General features: G+C 59.3%; 16 protein-coding genes, 5 tRNA genes and 2 rRNA genes. 11 read left to right on the forward strand and 12 right to left on the reverse strand.

The window, feature by feature from the left end; all coding sequences use genetic code 11:
* The first annotated feature begins 69 nt into the window (after positions 1–69).
* From yfbV to DA373_RS06595, 3 genes are all read left to right on the forward strand, one after another.
* Positions 70–510: a terminus macrodomain insulation protein YfbV gene (gene yfbV, locus DA373_RS06585; RefSeq protein WP_107851536.1), complete on the forward strand. Its 441-nt coding sequence runs from the start codon at positions 70–72 to the stop codon at positions 508–510.
* Between the two features lie 98 nt (positions 511–608).
* On the forward strand, positions 609–1,109 hold the full coding sequence (gene tpx, locus DA373_RS06590; protein WP_107851537.1) for a thiol peroxidase: 501 nt from the start codon (positions 609–611) through the stop codon (positions 1,107–1,109).
* A 153-nt stretch (positions 1,110–1,262) separates the two neighbouring features.
* Positions 1,263–2,168: a TIGR01777 family oxidoreductase gene (locus DA373_RS06595; protein ID WP_107851538.1), complete on the forward strand. Its 906-nt coding sequence runs from the start codon at positions 1,263–1,265 to the stop codon at positions 2,166–2,168.
* A 166-nt stretch (positions 2,169–2,334) separates the two neighbouring features.
* Here DA373_RS06595 and DA373_RS06600 read toward each other — a convergent pair whose 3' ends face one another.
* On the reverse strand, positions 2,335–4,758 hold the full coding sequence (locus DA373_RS06600) for an ABC transporter permease (protein ID WP_107851539.1): 2,424 nt from the start codon (positions 4,756–4,758) through the stop codon (positions 2,335–2,337).
* Positions 4,751–5,437, reverse strand: a complete 687-nt coding sequence (locus DA373_RS06605; protein ID WP_107851540.1) for an ABC transporter ATP-binding protein — start codon at positions 5,435–5,437, stop codon at positions 4,751–4,753. Before DA373_RS06605 ends, DA373_RS06600 begins: the two co-directional genes overlap by 8 nt.
* Here DA373_RS06605 and DA373_RS06610 point away from each other — a divergent pair.
* Positions 5,436–6,038 (forward strand): arylesterase, encoded by a 603-nt coding sequence (locus DA373_RS06610; RefSeq protein ID WP_107851541.1) that lies wholly within the window; start codon positions 5,436–5,438, stop codon positions 6,036–6,038. The two genes, DA373_RS06605 and DA373_RS06610, sit on opposite strands and share 2 nt — an antisense overlap.
* Here the strand turns inward: DA373_RS06610 and DA373_RS06615 are convergent.
* The 6 genes from DA373_RS06615 to gltX form a co-directional block, all read right to left on the reverse strand.
* Complete coding sequence (locus DA373_RS06615) at positions 6,035–6,706, reverse strand: DNA-3-methyladenine glycosylase I (protein ID WP_157953692.1); 672 nt, start codon at positions 6,704–6,706, stop codon at positions 6,035–6,037. The genes DA373_RS06610 and DA373_RS06615 overlap by 4 nt on opposite strands.
* A 101-nt stretch (positions 6,707–6,807) precedes the next feature.
* Positions 6,808–6,883: transfer RNA gene (locus DA373_RS06620), tRNA-Ala, on the reverse strand.
* Positions 6,884–6,902: 19 nt separating this feature from the next.
* Positions 6,903–6,978: transfer RNA gene (locus DA373_RS06625), tRNA-Ala, on the reverse strand.
* A gap of 38 nt (positions 6,979–7,016) precedes the next feature.
* Positions 7,017–7,092, reverse strand: a tRNA-Ala gene (locus DA373_RS06630).
* A 28-nt stretch (positions 7,093–7,120) separates the two neighbouring features.
* Positions 7,121–7,196: transfer RNA gene (locus DA373_RS06635), tRNA-Ala, on the reverse strand.
* 291 nt (positions 7,197–7,487) lie between these two features.
* Positions 7,488–8,900: a glutamate--tRNA ligase gene (gltX, locus tag DA373_RS06640; RefSeq protein WP_107851543.1), complete on the reverse strand. Its 1,413-nt coding sequence runs from the start codon at positions 8,898–8,900 to the stop codon at positions 7,488–7,490.
* A 200-nt stretch (positions 8,901–9,100) separates the two neighbouring features.
* Here gltX and DA373_RS06645 point away from each other — a divergent pair, with 200 nt between their 5' ends.
* Positions 9,101–9,649, forward strand: coding sequence for a LysM-like peptidoglycan-binding domain-containing protein (locus DA373_RS06645; protein WP_107851544.1), 549 nt, complete (start codon positions 9,101–9,103; stop codon positions 9,647–9,649).
* Position 9,650: 1 nt separating this feature from the next.
* On the opposite strand, the gene cobU is transcribed toward DA373_RS06645, so the two are convergent.
* Positions 9,651–10,205 carry a bifunctional adenosylcobinamide kinase/adenosylcobinamide-phosphate guanylyltransferase gene (gene cobU / locus DA373_RS06650; protein WP_107851545.1) on the reverse strand — a complete coding sequence of 185 codons (555 nt, stop codon included), beginning with the start codon at positions 10,203–10,205 and terminating at the stop codon, positions 9,651–9,653.
* Positions 10,206–10,336: 131 nt separating this feature from the next.
* Between cobU and DA373_RS06655 the strand changes: the two genes are divergently transcribed.
* The 6 genes from DA373_RS06655 to DA373_RS06680 all read left to right on the forward strand — a co-directional run bounded on the left by DA373_RS06655 (position 10,337) and on the right by DA373_RS06680 (position 16,738).
* A complete protein-coding gene (locus DA373_RS06655) occupies positions 10,337–10,624 on the forward strand; it encodes a hypothetical protein (RefSeq protein ID WP_107851546.1) in 288 nt (95 codons plus the stop codon).
* An 83-nt stretch (positions 10,625–10,707) separates the two neighbouring features.
* Positions 10,708–11,436 (forward strand): spermidine synthase, encoded by a 729-nt coding sequence (locus tag DA373_RS06660; RefSeq protein ID WP_107851547.1) that lies wholly within the window; start codon positions 10,708–10,710, stop codon positions 11,434–11,436.
* A gap of 422 nt (positions 11,437–11,858) precedes the next feature.
* Complete coding sequence (locus DA373_RS06665; RefSeq protein ID WP_198650258.1) at positions 11,859–13,283, forward strand: alanine/glycine:cation symporter family protein; 1,425 nt, start codon at positions 11,859–11,861, stop codon at positions 13,281–13,283.
* Positions 13,284–13,351: 68 nt separating this feature from the next.
* Complete coding sequence (locus tag DA373_RS06670) at positions 13,352–14,770, forward strand: amidase (protein WP_107851549.1); 1,419 nt, start codon at positions 13,352–13,354, stop codon at positions 14,768–14,770.
* A 47-nt stretch (positions 14,771–14,817) separates the two neighbouring features.
* Positions 14,818–15,867, forward strand: coding sequence for an ornithine cyclodeaminase (locus tag DA373_RS06675; RefSeq protein WP_107851550.1), 1,050 nt, complete (start codon positions 14,818–14,820; stop codon positions 15,865–15,867).
* A 409-nt stretch (positions 15,868–16,276) separates the two neighbouring features.
* Entirely contained in the window at positions 16,277–16,738 is a 462-nt protein-coding gene (locus tag DA373_RS06680; RefSeq protein WP_198650259.1) for an Lrp/AsnC family transcriptional regulator, read from the forward strand.
* 222 nt (positions 16,739–16,960) lie between these two features.
* On the opposite strand, the gene DA373_RS06685 is transcribed toward DA373_RS06680, so the two are convergent.
* The 3 genes from DA373_RS06685 to DA373_RS06695 all read right to left on the reverse strand — a co-directional run.
* A tRNA-Asp gene (locus DA373_RS06685) sits at positions 16,961–17,037 on the reverse strand.
* Positions 17,038–17,074: 37 nt separating this feature from the next.
* Positions 17,075–17,189, reverse strand: a 5S ribosomal RNA gene (rrf, locus tag DA373_RS06690).
* 129 nt (positions 17,190–17,318) lie between these two features.
* Positions 17,319–17,423, reverse strand: a 23S ribosomal RNA gene (locus DA373_RS06695); the annotation flags it as partial.

Below are 17,423 nucleotides of genomic sequence, written 5' to 3' on the forward strand. Positions count from 1 at the left end.
GGTGTTTTTTTTGACCTGCATCGTCATTTTGTAATTTAGCTACAAGAATGATCATCATCAGGAGGACATATGGGTCCCTTTACTCACACTCTGCATCGTGGCCAGGAGTACCTGAGCATCTGGCCAAGAGAGCGCCGGCTGGCTTCCCTGTTCCCCGAGAACCGTATCATGGCCGCTACCCGCTTTGGTGTGCGCACCATGCCTGCGCTGATCACCCTGAGCCTGCTGCTGCAGTTTCAGTTTGGTGCCCCTCAATACTGGCCCAGTGTAGTGGCCTCTGTGTTGTTTCTGGCCAGCCTGCCGATGCAGGGCTATTACTGGCTGGGAAGGCGGGCCGATACCCGTTTGCCGCCGTCACTCAGGGAGTGGTATCTGCAGATACACGAAAAAATTGCCGCCGCCGGCGGCCAGGTTAAGGAGCCGGTATCCCGCCCCCGCTATTTTGAGCTGGGAGAGACCCTCGACCAGGCATTCCGGCAGCTGGACAAGTCCTTTATCGACGGCGCCTGAGGCACGATAAAAGCTGTGCCCGATGCGGAAAACTGCTACCTTAGTCACTCATACTGATAACCAATCACCAACAACCAGTAATCATCAGGAGAGTCTCAATGTCATCCGTTACTTTTCAGGGTAATTCCGTTTCCGTTTCCGGCCAGCTGCCCGTTGTAGGCCAGGCCGCCCCCGGGTTCACCCTGACCGGCGCCGATCTGAGCGATATCAAACTGGGTGATTTCAAGGGCAAAAAAGTGCTGCTGAACATCTTCCCCAGCGTGGACACCGGCGTATGTGCCGCCAGCGTGCGCACCTTTAATGAAAAGGCCGCCGATCTCAACAACACTCAGGTACTGTGCGTGTCCATGGATCTGCCCTTTGCCAGCAGCCGCTTCTGCGCCGCCGAAGGTCTGGAAAACGTGCAGGTGGCCTCCGCCTTCCGTCACACCGAGTTTCTGACCGATTACGGCGTGGCCCTGAGCGACGGCGCCCTGCGTGGCCTCTCTGCTCGTGCCGTGGTATGCATTGACGAAGATGGCAAGGTGACCCATGTTGAGCGCGTGGCCGAGCTGACCAATGAGCCGGACTATGAGAGCGCTCTCGCCGCGCTGAAGTGATCCTGCCGGATCCCTGCACGCCTCTGATTTTTTTATTAAGATCAATCAACTATCCTGACAAGGTGGGGTAATCTACAGACTTACTCACAGATAATGTGGATAACCTGCACTGGCGCGGGGCCACTCTGGCCCCGCCATTTGAAGGAGCCTGTGATGAAGATACTGCTTACCGGAGGAACCGGCTTTGTAGGCAGCCGCCTGATGAGCCACCTGCGTCCGCACCATCAGGTGTCAGTACTGAGCCGTTCACCCAATAAGGTGTATCAGCGTCTGGGCCATGATATTGAAGCCCTCTCTTCCCTTGACGACCTTCCCAATCTCGATCGCTTTGATGCGGTTATCAACCTGGCCGGCGAACCCATTGCAGACAAACGCTGGAGTCCTGCTCAGAAAGAGCGCATCTGCCACAGCCGCTGGCAGCTCACCGAAAAGCTGGTGGAAAAAATAAGAGCCGGCAGCAACCCACCCGCCGTGATGATCAGCGGCTCGGCGGTGGGCTTTTACGGCCGTCAGGGCGATACCCTGGTGGATGAAGATACCAACCCCCATCCGGAATTCAGCCACGAAGTGTGTGCCCGCTGGGAAGAGCTGGCGCAACGGGCCGAAACCGAGCAAACCCGGGTGTGCCGCATTCGTCTGGGGGTGGTGCTGGGCGCCGAGGGCGGCGCTCTGGTGAAAATGCTGCCCAGTTACCGCTTTGGTCTGGGCGGTCCCATCGGCTCGGGCAAGCAGTATATGTCGTGGATCCACATTGAAGACGTGGTCAACCTGATCCTGTTTTTGCTGGAGCACGAGGAATGCAGCGGCGCCTATAACGCCACCGCCCCGGAGCCGGTGACCAATGCCCAGTTCAGCAAAACCCTGGCCGGCAACCTGGGCAAGCCCCATTTCGCCCGGGTGCCGGCCTGGGCCATGAAGCTGCTGTTTGGCGAGATGGCCGATCTGCTGCTGACCGGCCAGCGGGTGATGCCGGTGCGGCTGCAGCAGGCCGGCTTTCACTTTCGCTACCCCACCCTCGACAAGGCCCTGAAAGAAACCCTGAGTACGCCGAGGTGTTAAGACCCACGCAGAAGCGTGGGAGCGAGTCGCCCCGAGCGCGCCAGGCCTGCACAGGCTGTCTATCCAACAGTTCGCAGCCGGCTTGATGTTGCGATTCGCTTCGCTCATCGGCAACCTACGCTTGGCTTTTAACTTCCAGCTTCCGGCTTACAGCTCCCCGAAGGGATCATCCCCACTGCCGTAACCGGTTCATCAGCGCGCCACTGAGCAGGCCGCCGGCACGGCCGGTAAGCAGCAGCAGGCCGGCTCCCAGCGCCGGCAATGCCAGCCACAAGCCCGGGTGCGGTTGCCAGGGCAGGTCCAGCCACCAGGGCAACAGCACCGCCACACACAGCTCCACCGCCAGCGCCGCCGCCAGACCGGCCACCAGCCCGGCGCCCAGCCACTCCCAGCGCAACGAGGCACAAATAAGGCGGTTACCCGCCCCCAGGGTGCGCAGCAGCACCAGCTCGCGCCGGCGGCTTTCCAGGGTGGCTTCAACCTGAGCCAGCAGCACCAGCAGGCTGGCCCCGGTCACCAGCGCCATGATCACCAGCAGTGCCTGACTCACCTGGGCCAGAATGGTACGCAACTGCTGCAGCAGGGCGTCGACGTCAAACACGGTAATGGTGGGAAAGGCGCGGATCAGCTCCACTTCCACCGTCCTTTGACTGTCGGGCAGATAAAAACTCGCCATCCAGGCCGCCGGATATTCCGCCAGCACATCCGGGCTCAGCACCAGATAGAAGTTGGGCTTCATGCTGTCCCAGTCCACCTCGCGAATACTGCGCACCTCGGCGGACACCGTCTGCCCGGCCAGATCCAGCGTAAGCCGATCGCCCAGCCCAAGCCCGAGCCGCTCCGCCAGCCCGCTTTCCACCGACACGCCGCCGGCGGCCGCCGACCATTGACCATCAACGATACGGTTGCCTTCGGGCACCTCTGCGCTCCAGGTGAGGTTGAGCTCGCGCCCCAGGCCACCGCCCCGTTCGCTGTTGATCTCTGCCACCGGCACGTCATTCACTCGCACCAGGCGTCCGCGTACGATGGGATAAAAGCGGGAGGAATCCAGCCCGTTGTCACTCAGCAGCCGGCGCACCGGTTCCAGATCGGTGTCGGCGATATTGATCAAAAAGCGGTTATGGGTATCCGCCGGCAGCCGGGCCAGAAAGCCGTCGGTCAGCTCAGCGCGCACGACCCACAAAAGGCTGGCCAGAAACAGCGCCAGCGCCACGCCGCCAAACTGCAGCAGGGTAGCCAGCCTGGCCCGGTTCAGCCGGCTCAGCGCCAGCCGGAACGCCACACTGCCTTTGGGCAAGCGGGCCAGGCCCAAAAGGCCCCGACACAGGCCACCCAGCAGTGCGCCCAGTGCCAGCAGCCCCAGCAACAGGCCCGCGGCCAGCCCCAGACTGCCGGCGAACAGCCAGCTCAGCACCACTGTGCCCGCCAGCAAAATGCCGCCGCTGAGCCAGGGGGAGATGCGCGCTTCGGCCTCATTGCGCAGCACTCTGAGCGGCGGCACCCCCAGCAGCCGCAACATGGGCACCACCGACAGCATGACGGTGGTAAGCAGCGCCAGTCCGCCCGCCACTGCAAAGGGCTGAAGTGACGGCGGTGGTAACGGCAGCGCCATGGCCTCGCCCAGGGCCAGCAAAATCAGCTGATGCACCCCATAACCCGCCACCGCACCGAGCAGGGCCCCCAGCAGCATCAACCCCGAAAGCAGCCGCGCCAGCCAGCTCAGCAGCTGCCGCCGTCCTGCCCCCAGGGTTTTGAGCAGGGCGATGCGATCCTGTTCCCGGCGGGAGAAATAACCCAGCGCAATGGCCATGGCCAGAATGCCCAGCAGCACACCGGTGAGCGAGGCCAGCCGAAAGAACTGCTCTGCCCGGGTGATGGAGCGGGCCACCGGGGTGTCGGCGTTATCGGGGCCGCGCCAGCGCTGGCCCTGCTGCAACTGCGGCTCCAGCCAGCGGGCGTAGTCTGCCAGGGTGTTGTCGTCGCCCTTGAACAGATAGCGGTAACGGCTGCGGCTGCCTTCCATAAAGATGCCGGTGGCGGCCACGTCATCCAGGTGCATCAGGGCTCTGGGGGCCAGCAAAAAGGGCGAAAAGCCCTGATCCGGCTCGCTTACCAGCTCGCCGGCCACATTCAATGTAATATTGCCCAGCTCCACCATATCTCCGGGGCTGACCTGCAACAGCGCCAGCAAGCGGGCCGACAGCCAGATATGACCCGGCTTCACCGGCCCCGAGGGCGCCAGCACCAGCTCGCCGTAAAAAGGAAAAGCATCATCCACGGCGCGAATGCTGGCCAGCTGCAATTGCTCGTTGGCAAACAGCACGCTGTTAAAGAACTGGCCCACCGACATCTGCAGACCCCGCTCCCGGGCCTCGGCCAGCCAATGAGCCTCGGCGGGCCGGCTGCCGCTCAGCACCCGGTCGGCGGCAATATAGTCCCGTCCCGACACCTTGAGCGCGGCGTTAAGCCGATCCGCCACCAGGGTCACGCTGAGAATGCTGGCCACGCACAGCGCCAGCGCCAGCACAAACAGCCGAAGCGGGCCGCTGGCCACTTCCCGGTGAATCAGCCTCCAGCCCAGGCTAGCCATGCTGCTCCTCCAGACGACCGGCGGTCATCAGCATGCGGCGCTCGCAACGGCCGGCCAGGGAATCATCGTGCGTGACAATCATCAGGGTGGTGCCGTGCTGGCGGTTGAGCTCAAACAGCAGCTCGATGATATGGCCGCCGGTCTGGTGATCCAGGTTGCCGGTAGGCTCATCCGCCAGCAGAATGTCGGGCTCGGTCATAAAGGCGCGGGCAATGGCCACCCGTTGCTGCTCGCCTCCGGACAGCTGGGCGGGAAAGTGCCGCACCCGGTTCGCCAGGCCCACCTGCTCCAGCAGCGCCATCGCCCGCTCCCGGTTGCCGTTGCCGCCTTTCAGCTCGGCGGGCAGCATGACGTTTTCCAGCGCGGTGAGGGTGGGCAGCAGCAGAAAGGACTGAAACACAAAGCCGATGTGCCGGGCCCTGAGCGCTGCCCGTTGCTCTTCATCAAGCTGGTGCAGGGGCTGGCCGGCAATATGAATTTTCCCTTGGCTGGCGGTATCGAGCCCCGCCAGCAGCCCCAGCAGGGTCGACTTGCCCGAGCCCGAGGCGCCCACCAGCGCCAGGCTCTGGCCGGCCTTGACTTCGAGGTTGACACCCTGAAGGATGGTGAGGTGCTCATCGCCCAGGCTGACCCTGTGCGCCAGATCCACCACGCGAATAATGGGAGATGCTGTTGTCATGCTACGGATCCTTGTGTTGCTGATTGTTCTGGGCCCGTCTGCCGTACTGGCCGACACCCTGCTGATTCTGGGCGACAGCCTGAGTGCCGGCTATCGCATGCGTTCGGAGCAGGCCTGGCCTCATCTGCTGGCCGAGCAATGGCAGCGGGAAGGCCGACGAGTGACAGTGATCAATGCCAGTGTCAGCGGCGATACCACGCAGGGAGGCCTGCAACGGCTGCCGCCCCTGTTGCAGCGCCACCGGCCCAGCCTGGTGTTGCTGGAGCTGGGTGGCAACGACGGCCTGCGCGGTCTGCCGCCCCGCCTGATTGAACGTAATCTCGACCGGCTGATTGCCCTGGCCAGAAAAGCCGGCGCCCGGGTGGTGCTCACCGATATTCAGCTGCCTCCCAATTATGGCCGGCGCTACCTGCGGCAGTTTGAGCGAGTGTTCAGCCGGCTGGCACAGGATCATGAACTGCCGTTGCTGCCGTTTTTTGTGGCGCCGCTGATCGGCCGCAATGGCATGATGATGGACGACGGCATTCATCCCACCGCCGCCGCCCAGCCACTGATCGCGCAGCAGGTAAGTGAGTTTCTTGCCCCTTACCTCACACCTTAACCCATGGAAAAGGCGATGGTCTTGCTGATCTCGCTCAGGCTCAGACCGCTTTGTTCCCGCCAGGTGTTAAAGGCCACCTGAGCCTGGTTCATGCCTTTTTGGCTGCCGAGGGCCGCGTCCACCACGCCGTGATGCTGCAGATAGGCACTGACATCCCCGGTAAACAAAAAGGTATCCACCCCCAGCCGGCGCAGGGCATAGGGGGCGATATTGCCCCCCAGCAATTTTCCGTGCCTGCGGATTTGCTGCCACAGACCCACCACATCATTCTTGGGCCAGGCGGCCACAAAGGCACCAAAGCCACCATGGTGCTGGCCCAGCTCCAGCACCATTTGTGCATTGACCGGCACGGCGGCAATCTTCTTCGCGTGACGCACAATGCCGGCATCGTGATTCAGCCGGTCCAGGTGCTGTTCGTCCAGCAACAGCATTTTGTGAGGATCAAAACCAAAAAAGGCCCGTTCAAAGTCCGGCCACTTGTCTTGTATCACTTTCCAGACAAAGCCGGACTGAAACAGGCTCATGGTAAAGGAAGACAACCAGCGATCATCGGGAATGGCGGCCAGCTCGCTGGCGCTCAGTAGCGGAGTGGCAATCAGCCGGCGCAGGGCGGCTTCACCGCCATGGCGGGCACTGGCCCGCTCAAGGATCTGATCAAAGTGCTCCATGAAAACAGTCTCGTTCGAGTTTGTTTTCATTGTGCGCAGTTGAGTGACAAAAGGCCAGAACGAAAAAAGCCGCAGTCGTTTGACTGCGGCTTTTTGAAATTTGGTGGAGCTACGCGGGATCGAACCGCGGACCTCTTGCATGCCATGCAAGCGCTCTCCCAGCTGAGCTATAGCCCCGAATTGGGTCAGATTGTTTTGGTGGAGCTACGCGGGATCGAACCGCGGACCTCTTGCATGCCATGCAAGCGCTCTCCCAGCTGAGCTATAGCCCCAAAACAATGCTGTTTTACTGGTGTTTGTTTCTGCCGCCTGGTGGAGCTACGCGGGATCGAACCGCGGACCTCTTGCATGCCATGCAAGCGCTCTCCCAGCTGAGCTATAGCCCCATTTGGCAGAAACAGCTCTCGACTTGAGTGGTGGAGCTACGCGGGATCGAACCGCGGACCTCTTGCATGCCATGCAAGCGCTCTCCCAGCTGAGCTATAGCCCCGCTCAAGTCGCCTCAGAGACCTTGTCCCTGCGAGCGAGGCGCATAATAGGCACAGGGCTTTTCAGAGTCAACAAGCAAATAAAAAAAATTGTTCAACCAGACGAATTTTGAACAACAAGGCTGGAAAATGTGCGTTTTGACAGGGAATGGGGAATGGGGAATGGGGAATTGTAAAAACGGCGTTGTTCACAGACAACGCCGTTCTGCTCCGATAGCTTGTAGGCCCGAATTTATTCGGGCAAGCCACGCTGCAGGCAGCACCCTTGCCCCGATAAATCGGGGCCTACAGGTTTACCCTTTGGCGCGCTCGGCGATAAAGGCCAGCGCCAGGTCGATGCGGGCCAGTACCTTGTCCTTGCCCAGCAGCGCCATCACGCCATCGATGGCCGGTGACTGGCCAATGCCGGTGACGGCGACCCGCAGCGGCATGCCCACCTTGCCCATGCCCAGCTCCAGCTCGGCAGCCACGGCATTGACCACTTCGTGAATGGCAGCCGGCTGCCAGTCGGCAAGCTCTGCCAGCTTGGCACGGGCCAGCTCGAGAGGCTCGGCCGCCACCGGGCGCAGATGCTTCTTGGCGGCACCGGCTTCAAACTCGCTGAAGTCTTCATACAGGTAACGGCTCTGGGCCGCCAGTTCCTTCAGGGTGTGGCAACGCTCGGCGTAGAGGCTGATCACCTCGGCCAGGGCCGGGCCCTGTGAATAGTCGATACCCTGCTCCTGCATATGCCATTCCAGGTGGCCGGCCACTTCTTCCGCAGGCAGGGTTTTCATGTAGTGCTGGTTCAGCCACAACAGCTTGTCGGTATTAAAGGCAGAAGCCGACTTGCTGATGGCGTCCAGAGAGAACAGGGAGATCATCTCCTCCAGGCTGAAGATCTCCTGATCGCCGTGAGACCAGCCCAGACGCACCAGGTAGTTGAGCAGGGCCCGGGGCAGGTAGCCGTCGTCCCGGTACTGCATCACGCTGACCGCACCATGACGCTTGGACAGCTTGGCGCCGTCGTCGCCCAGGATCATGGACACATGAGCAAATTCCGGTACCGGCGCGCCCAGGGCCTTGTAGATGTTGATCTGACGGGGAGTATTGTTGATGTGATCTTCACCGCGCACCACATGGGTGATCTCCATATCCCAGTCATCCACCACCACACAGAAGTTGTAGGTGGGGGCACCATCGGTGCGGCGAATGATGAGATCATCCAGCTGGTCGTTGGCGATCTCGATGCGGCCGCGCACGTGGTCGTCAAACACCACTGTGCCCTCGTCCGGGTTTTTAAAGCGGATCACATAGGGCGCATCGGCATCGCCATGATTATCAGGATCACGACAGATGCCATCGTAACGGGGTTTTTCACCGGCGGTCATCTGCTGTTCACGCAGGCCTTCCAGACGCTCTTTGGAGCAATAGCACTTGTAGGCCTTGCCCTCTTCCAGCAACTGATCGATAAGCTGGTTGTAGCGGTCAAAACGCTTGGTCTGATAATAGGGGCCTTCATCCCAGGTCAGGCCCAGCCAGTTCATCCCTTCCAGAATGGCGTCGATGGCTTCCTGGGTGGAGCGTTCCAGATCCGTATCTTCGATGCGCAGTACGAACTCGCCCTGCTGGTGACGGGCGTAAAGCCAGGAGTACAGGGCCGTGCGGGCACCGCCTACATGGAGAAAGCCGGTAGGACTGGGGGCGAACCGTGTTTTAACTGTCATTCTTTCTGCCTTGATTGAGTGAAGGGGCCAAACAGGCCTCGTAGAAGTGAAACACTGGCTATTTTAACACCCGTACGGCACGGGTGAAACGCCTTGTCGCAGGCACACCTTGTGCAGCTCAGTTTGCCTGCAGCCCTTCTCATTTGCTTGTGGAGTAAGCGGGGGCTGGATACACTTGTTGCCGCGAGAGAGGGGGGATCATGACCAGAACCACAGGCACCGGCAAACGCCGCCAACACAACTCCTTGGGAGCCCACGTTAACCGTTTTACACTTCCCGCCCGCAAAGGCCTGGGACGATTTCTGAGTGCATTGGGGGGCTTTCCACGCCCGCACCGGCTGGGCCTGCTGATATTAATTCCGGCCTGGCTGGTGCTGCTTGGCTGGCAGCCGGTGCCTCCAGCGCCCGATGCGCCGGTGACCGGCAGCCTGACGGTGCCCCTGAGCGATGCCGACAAACGCATTATCGATGTGCCCACCGGCGGCCAGCGTCTTGATCATACACTGGCTCCCGGCGAGACCTTGTCTGCCCTGTTCCGCAGCTGGCAGCTGCCCGGTCAGGATCTGATTGCCCTGGTCCGTGCCGAGCCTTCCTACAAACCCCTGAGCCGGCTGCAGGCAGGCCAGCAGCTGACCCTGGTGCTGAATGCCGATGGCAACCTGCACTATCTGGAAATACGTGACAATGGCCTGGTGCTGAACGCCTTTCGCCGGCTGGGCCAGGAATTCACCATGGTGAATACTCAATAACTTACAGCGGCGGGCCTTTCAGCACCTGGGGCAGGCCTGCAATGGTAAAGATCACTCTGTGGCAGCGCTCGGCCAGCGCCTGATGCAGCCAGCCGGCCTCGTCCACAAAACGGCGCGACAATGCTCCCATGGGCACTATGCCCTGCCCTACCTCGTTACTGACCAGCACAATGCGCCCCGGCAATAAAGGAAGCGTTTCCAGCAGCGCCGCTTTTTCCTGCTCCAGCCGCCGCTCGTCTTCACACAGCAACAGGTTGGTCAGCCACAGGGTCAGGCAGTCCACCAGCAGGCACTGGTTTGCAGCCGCATGCTGCTGCAGGGCCCCTGCCAGCCCCAAGGGCGCTTCCACCAGGCCCCAGTGATCCGGCCGGCGCGCCTGATGGTGACGAATGCGCCCGGCCATTTCATCATCGTCTTTTACTGTGGCGGTGGCAATATAGGTGACCGGCCAGCCGCTGACCTGCACCAGCCGCTCCGCCAGCCGGCTCTTGCCCGAACGGGCGCCGCCCAGAATAAGCTCATGAAAGGCCTGCCCCGAATGTGGGTTGCTGCTCATCCCTGTCTTCCTGTGGTAAAAATGCTCTGCGGAGCATTATACCCGTCGCCGTCATGATATCCTGCTCAGAAAGCGGCTGTGGTAAACTGTGACCCTCATCAAGTTTTTACTACACCCGCAGGGAGCCACAGATGAACTTCAAGGCCTTTCACGCCTCACTCAACCAGCCCAGGCCACCCGCCGGCCTGTCCGATGCCCTCACCGCCCTTTGGCTCGATGCCAATGGCCAGTGGGAAGAAGCCCACGAGTGCATTCGTGACAACGGCGACCAGCCTTCCGCCTGGGTGCACGCCTATCTGCATCATGTGGAAGGAGTACTGTGGAACGCCGACTACTGGTATGGCCGCGCCGGCAAGAAACGCCCCAAGTGTTCTACCAAAGAAGAGTGGCAGCAAATTGCCCAGGCACTGCTGGACTGAGCGGTCCGAACAACCCAAGCCCCGGTCATTTGGCCGGGGCTTGTTTCTTTCAAATAATGCCGGTTTGGCGGTAATGGTTTTCTATGCAGGAAATTTTCAGCGCGCAGGATGAATACGGCCCGATTCTCGTGTGGGAGTCGGAAGGCATGCGCACCCTGAGTTTTGGCGGCCCCGATGCCCAGAGCAGCTGGCACAAGAGTGAGCCTCATGTACCACAGCTTGAATACGTCAGGGCCATGTTGCTGGTGCTGTTGTTCAATACGCCCAAGCACACCCTGACCCTGGGGCTGGGTGCCGGCACCCTGAACAGCTGTCTGCATGCCGGTGTGGCCGGTCTCAAGCAGCAGGTGGTGGAGCTGCGCCCTGCGGTGATGGAAGCGGCACAGCGTTACTTTCAGCTACCTCAGGGGAAACGGATGCAGCTGCATCGGGCCGATGCCTTTGCCTTTATGCGGGATTATCAGGGCAAAAAGCTGGATGTGATTTTCAGCGATCTGTATAACGCCGACGATGCGGAAGGTGAGCAGTTCTCGGCCGGGTTTCTTGATAACTGCCGTCGCCAGCTGAAAGCCGGTGGCTGGCTGGTGCTGAACTGCTGGGATTGCCATCAGAGTGATGAATTTATGGCGCAGTTGCACACGCGCTTTTGTGATGTGCGCTCCTGCCTGACCAGCAGCGGTAACTGGGTGGTGTTCGCCGGCACCGTCGCCGCCACAACCAATGCCAAGGCCCTGAAAGATCAGGAATGGTCCCTCAGCAAGCAGCTTGGCTTCTCGCTTCAGCCCTACCTGAGCCGCCTGGCTACACACTGAAATATCCGTGCCTGGAGCGCCGGCAGGCCGCCCCTGTCTTACACACGGTTGAGCGCCGCCCCGCTTTCAGGCAACGCTTTTGTTACAAGCAGCATCATCGATGCAAAAATTTTTCATCACTGCTCCTTGTGACGAAATAATCCCTCCACTACTCATTCGTTTCCCCCTCCTTAACGCGAAATTTTGGCAGGGGGGGTTTGTTAATATTTGCTTAACCTGAATGTCACATTTTCCAGCACGACGAATTATGGAAGGCCGTCTTGATTATCATCCGGCCATGCTCAAGGAGAGTCACTATGAAAGCTACTACCTCGTTCGGGATACTGCTCTTGCTCTTGCTACTGCCAAGCATTGCTTCTGCAGCCCCGGAGGAGACCTCCGTTAGTCTGCTGACAGAAATCATCTACCAACTGATGGGTATCGTGTTTTACAGCATCCCTCTGGGAGAATCTTCCATCCCGGTGATCGTGCTGTGGTTGATTGGCGGTGCCCTGTTCTGCACCCTCCGTTTCAAGTTTCTGCAGTTTCGCTCACTCAGGCTCGCCTACCGGCTGATACGGGGTGACTTCGACGATCCTCGGGCCCCCGGTGAAGTGACCCATTTTCAGGCACTGACCTCGGCGCTGTCGGTGACCGTGGGCCTCGGCAATATTTCCGGCGTCGCCATCGCCATAGCCATCGGCGGCCCCGGTGCCGTGTTCTGGATGATAGTGGCCGGTTTCCTGGGCATGGCCACCAAGTTTGCAGAATGTACTTTGGGAGTAAGATATCGCATCTTGCATGCGGACGGCTCGGTGTCTGGCGGCCCCATGCACTACATCAAACAGGGCTTCGCCGAGAAAGGGCTGCCTCGAACAGGCCTATTTCTGTCAGGTTTTATTGCACTGGCCATCATGCTGGCATCGTTCGTATCCACCAATATGTATCAGGTGAATCAGGTCTACACCCAGGTGGTCAGCGTCAGCGGTGGCGCAACTGGCTTCCTCGGCAGCAATGCCTGGCTGTTCGGTGTGCTGATTGCCCTGATGGTCGGGGTAATCGTTGTCGGCGGTATCAAAAGCATCGCCCGTACTACCGAAAAACTGGTACCGGTCATGGCCATCATCTATATCTCGGCCTCACTCATGGTGCTACTGGTCAATTACGATCAGATTCCCGCCGCTCTGGCCACCATATTTGACGCCGCCTTCAGTCTGGACAGTGTCTCCGGCGGTATCTGGGGAGCGGTTACCCAGGGCTTTATCCGCGCCATGATCTCCAGCGAGGCCGGCATGGGTACCGCCGCCATCGCCCACGCTACCGCCAAGACCCGCCACCCGGCTGCCGAAGGCTATGTGGCACTGCTCGAGCCCTTTATCGACACCGTTATCATCTGCACCATGACGGCACTGGTCATCGTGGTGACCGGCACCTATACCCAGGAAGACCTGAACGGGGTAGCGCTGACCTCCGCCGCCTATGAAAGCGTACTGCCCTGGTTCCCAGTGGTGCTGGCGGTATGCCTGTTCCTGTTCGCTTTCTCGACCATATTGGTGGCCTGCTACTACGGATTGAAAGCCAGCAGCATGCTGTTCGGCAACAGCCGGCTGGTGTCAGGCCTGTATCTGTCGGTGTTTCTGGTTCTGACTGTCGCAGGCGCTCTGGTAAAGCTGGAACTGATCGTCAGCCTGATGGATACCCTGGTGGTGTTGATCTGTATCCCCAACATTATCGGACTGGTGATGCTGGCACCGATGATCCGTGATGAGAGACACCGCTTCCTCGAGTATGTCGCCAGTACCGATGCCGCCCATCGTCCAAATTCGGTTTCGGTGAGTACAGGCAAGGCCTCCACCAGCAAGCACTAATCCCAAATACCAAAGGGCCGGTAGAGATTGGCCCTTCATTATCCCGTTTAATAAAAGGAGCAGAAGCCATGGCTATCTGGAAATGGAGTGCGGCCGACACCGCCCGGAACATCAGAGACGGTAATGTCAGCTGTGTGGAAGTGGTGGAAAGCCACCTGAGGCGCATGGATGAAATCAACCCCAGGATCAACGCAGTACCGGTACAGCTACCTGAGCAGAGCCTGGCCCTGGCCCGAGAGTTGGACAACAAGCGCAGCAAGCTCGCCGAACTGCCTCCCCTGTACGGGGTGCCGGTCACCACCAAAATCAATATGGATCTGGCGGGTCAGGCCAACTCCGACGGCGTGGTCGCCTTCAAGGACAATATTGCCACTCAGGATGCCCCTGTCATCGCCAACCTGAAGCAGGATGGCGCCATTATTCTCGGGTTGACCAATACCCCGGAATTCAGCATCCGCTGGTTTACCTCCAACGAATTGCACGGTACTTCGCTCAACCCCTGGGACCCGACCGTGACGCCGGGGGGCTCCTCCGGCGCCGCTGCTGCTGCCGTCGCTGCCGGCATAGGTTGTATCGCCCACGGCAATGATATGGGCGGCTCGCTGCGCCACCCGGCCTATTGCTGCGGTGTCGCCACCATTCGCCCTTCCTTTGGCCGTATCGCCAACGGCAACCCGAGCGCCGCCGGTGGCCGGCCCCCGATTTCCCAGCTGCTGTCGGTACAAGGGCCCATCGCCCGCTCGGTGGCGGATGTACGCCTGGGGCTGGCCGCCATGTCCCGCTTCAGCGCTTTCGATGCGGACTGGTCACCGGCCAAGGACAGTGGTCGCGCTAAAAAAGCGCCGTTCAGAATTGCCTACCAGCCAGATCCCTTCGGCGAAGGTATTTCTCCCGCCGTACAGGGTGCCATGGAGCAGGCCCGCGAAGCACTGATCGCCGCCGGTCATAGGGTGGAAGAAGTAAGCCTGCCCGATGCCCTGCAGATGTCTGAAATCTGGGGCCGGCTCGCCATGGCCGAAGTGGCAACGATGCAACAACAGGAGCTGGAGCAATACGGTTCGAGTGAGGTGATTCGTACCGTGAATGCCTACCGGGACTTTTTCGGTGAGCCTACCCTGGCAAGCACCATGCAGGACATGGCCGAGCGCAACCGGATTCGCCGGGCCTGGAGCCTGCTGCTGAACGAGTACGATCTGGTGCTGATGCCGGTATCTGCCGAACAGGCCTTTGCCAATGATCTGGACTTTACCCAGCCGTATCAGATTGCTCGCATCCTTAAGGCTCAGCGCTTTCTGCTGATGATCAATGCCTTGGGCCTGCCTGCTGCAGGCGTACCCACCGGGCTGCATAACGGCGTGCCGGTTGGCGTACAGCTGGTGGGTGCCCCCCTGGATGACGAAATATGCCTGCAGGGAGCGCAGGCGATTGAAGACCACTGTGGCACCTTGGGTGAATCCCTGTGGCAACACGGCTTTATTGCCTGCTAAGAACAACGGTTATTCCCTGTGTATTCCATAATTGAAAGGTAAAGAAGATGACGCGTTTTATTGATGTTCCCGGCTTGAGCGACTATATCGGCAAAACAGGTGTAGAGACGCTGATTGAAAAAATGGTGGCGTATCTTGAACAGGATTACCGCCGCTGGAATGACTTCGAAAAATCAGCCCGGCTGGCCAGCCACAGCGACATCGGTGTGATTGAGTTGATGCCAGTGTCGGATAAAGAGCAATATGCCTTCAAATACGTTAACGGCCATCCGGACAATATCGAATACAACCTGCCGACGGTCATGGCCTTCGGGGTATTGGCCGATGTGGCTACCGGTTACCCTGTGCTGCTTTCCGAGCTGACTCTGACCACTGCCATCCGCACCGCCGCTACCTCGGTCATGGCCGCCAAATACATGGCTCGCTCCGATGCCAGTGTCATGGCACTGATCGGCAACGGCTCCCAGAGTGAGTTCCAGGCGCTGGCCTTCCACAAGGTACTGGGCATCAAGGAAATTCGCTGCTTCGACGTGGATCCCACCGCCACCGCCAAATTCACCGAGAACCTGTCGGATATAGAGGGCCTGATTCTGACCCCTTGTGGCTCTGCCAAGGAAGCCTGTGAGGGAGCCGATATTATCACCACCGTGACCGCCGACAAGCGACTGGCCACCATCCTCACTCCCGACATGGTCGGCCCCGGTGTGCATATCAATGCCGTGGGTGGCGATTGCCCGGGCAAAACCGAAATTCACGCCGATATCCTGCGTCAGGGCAGCATTTTCGTGGAATATGAACCACAAACCCGCATCGAGGGCGATATTCAACAACTGGCCGCCGACCATCCGGTAACCGAGATGTGGCAGCTGATCGCCGACAATCGCTCCGGTCGTATCAATGCCGACGAAATTACCATCTTCGATTCGGTCGGTTTCGCACTGGAAGATTATTCGGCCCTGCGCCTGTTGTTTGATCTGGCAGAGCAGGACGGACTTGGCAGTTTCATCAAGCTGGTACCCGAGCTGGACGATCCCCGGGATCTGTTCAGCCTGACCAAAGACGGTAAGGTTGCGGCCAAACTCAGAAAAGTGGCTTAAGTTTCTGTAGCGTAACTGAAAAGTATCTTGTTATAGAAAGCTACGACGGCGAGGAGATGGCGTCGGCCATGACATGCATGTGGCTATCCTGATGACGCCATCTTTTATTTTTATCGTTATGTAGAGTAATCCGGTCTGCTCCTGCCGTAGCTATGCTGTATAGCAGTTTTTCATCCCTTTTACATGAAACCACCTGTTCTGAACTCCTTCGCTCGCACTCAGGGTGTGCTGCGGTCCGGCTCTCATCATGGCGCCAGGCCCCGACAGGCCTGCAAACAGGCCTGCAAACAGGCGAGTACTATGCACTCTATCTGCCGCTGTTAATACATCAAGGCTTTAGTTAAACTGCGAGAGCCTGGGTAGTAACCTGTCGTATGCCGGGGCAATGGAAGACAAGGATATTTACCCGATGCACGCTCTTGACAAGTTCGACCTGAAAATTCTGCAGCTGCTACAACACGACGCCACCCTGTCCAATGCCCAGCTTTCCGAGCAGGTCAGTCTCTCTCCCTCCCAATGCCATCGTCGGGTCAAGCGCCTGGAGCAGGACGGTTATATTCATCATTATGTGGCGCTGCTGAACCACAAGAAACTGGGCATTAATATTCATGCCTTGGTGATTATCAAGGTGCACAATGTCAGCCGAGAAGAAAAGGAGCGATTCAGGCTACATGTTGAACAGTATCCGGAAGTCACCGAATGCTGGGCTATTGCCGGCGACAAGGATGTGGTACTGAGAATTGTGACATCCAGCCTGGAAGTTTATTCTAACTTTCTCAGCGAACGGGTTCTAAGCATTCCCAATGTCGCCTCGGCGGAAAGCTACCTGTTGCTCGATAATATGAAATACACCACCGAAGTCCCTATCTGATACTCATGCTTGGCAACTGCAGGCAGGCCTTCCTCTATTCAGGAACAAGACCTGCGCTCCAAAACGAAAAAACCCCAGCCAATCGGCTGGGGTTTTGAGTAATGGCGGAGCGGACGGGACTCAACGCGCACGGCCAGTGCCGCGACCCAGCGACCGAAGGGCGCTTGGTCGCGAAGCAGAAATGAAAAAAGCCCCAACCGTGAGGTCAGGGCTTTTTGATGATGGCGGAGCGGACGGGACTCGAACCCGCGACCCCCGGCGTGACAGGCCGGTATTCTAACCAACTGAACTACCGCTCCGCATAAAGCTGTATAGTCAGGAGTACTAAATTAGAGTGCCTGGCAGTGACCTACTTTCACATGGCAGCTGCCACACTATCATCGGCGCGGGTGCGTTTCACTACTGAGTTCGGCATGGAGTCAGGTGGTTCCACAACGCTATGGCCGCCAGGCATAAAACTGTAATTCGGAAGAAGCGACCGCCAGGGATGGCGGGAATGCAGAAAATGCAGGAGCAATTTTCTGCGTTTTGATGAATTCGTTCTTGAGACCGCAAGTCTCTCACACTTCTTGGGTGTTGTATGGTTAAGCCGCACGGGTCATTAGTACAGGTTAGCTGCACGCCTCACAGCGCTTCCACACCCTGCCTATCAACGTCCTGGTCTCGGACGGCCCTTTAGAGGCAT

It is taken from the genome of Oceanimonas marisflavi, from assembly GCF_003049725.1.
GTDB classification, from domain to species: Bacteria; Pseudomonadota; Gammaproteobacteria; order Enterobacterales; family Aeromonadaceae; genus Oceanimonas; species Oceanimonas marisflavi.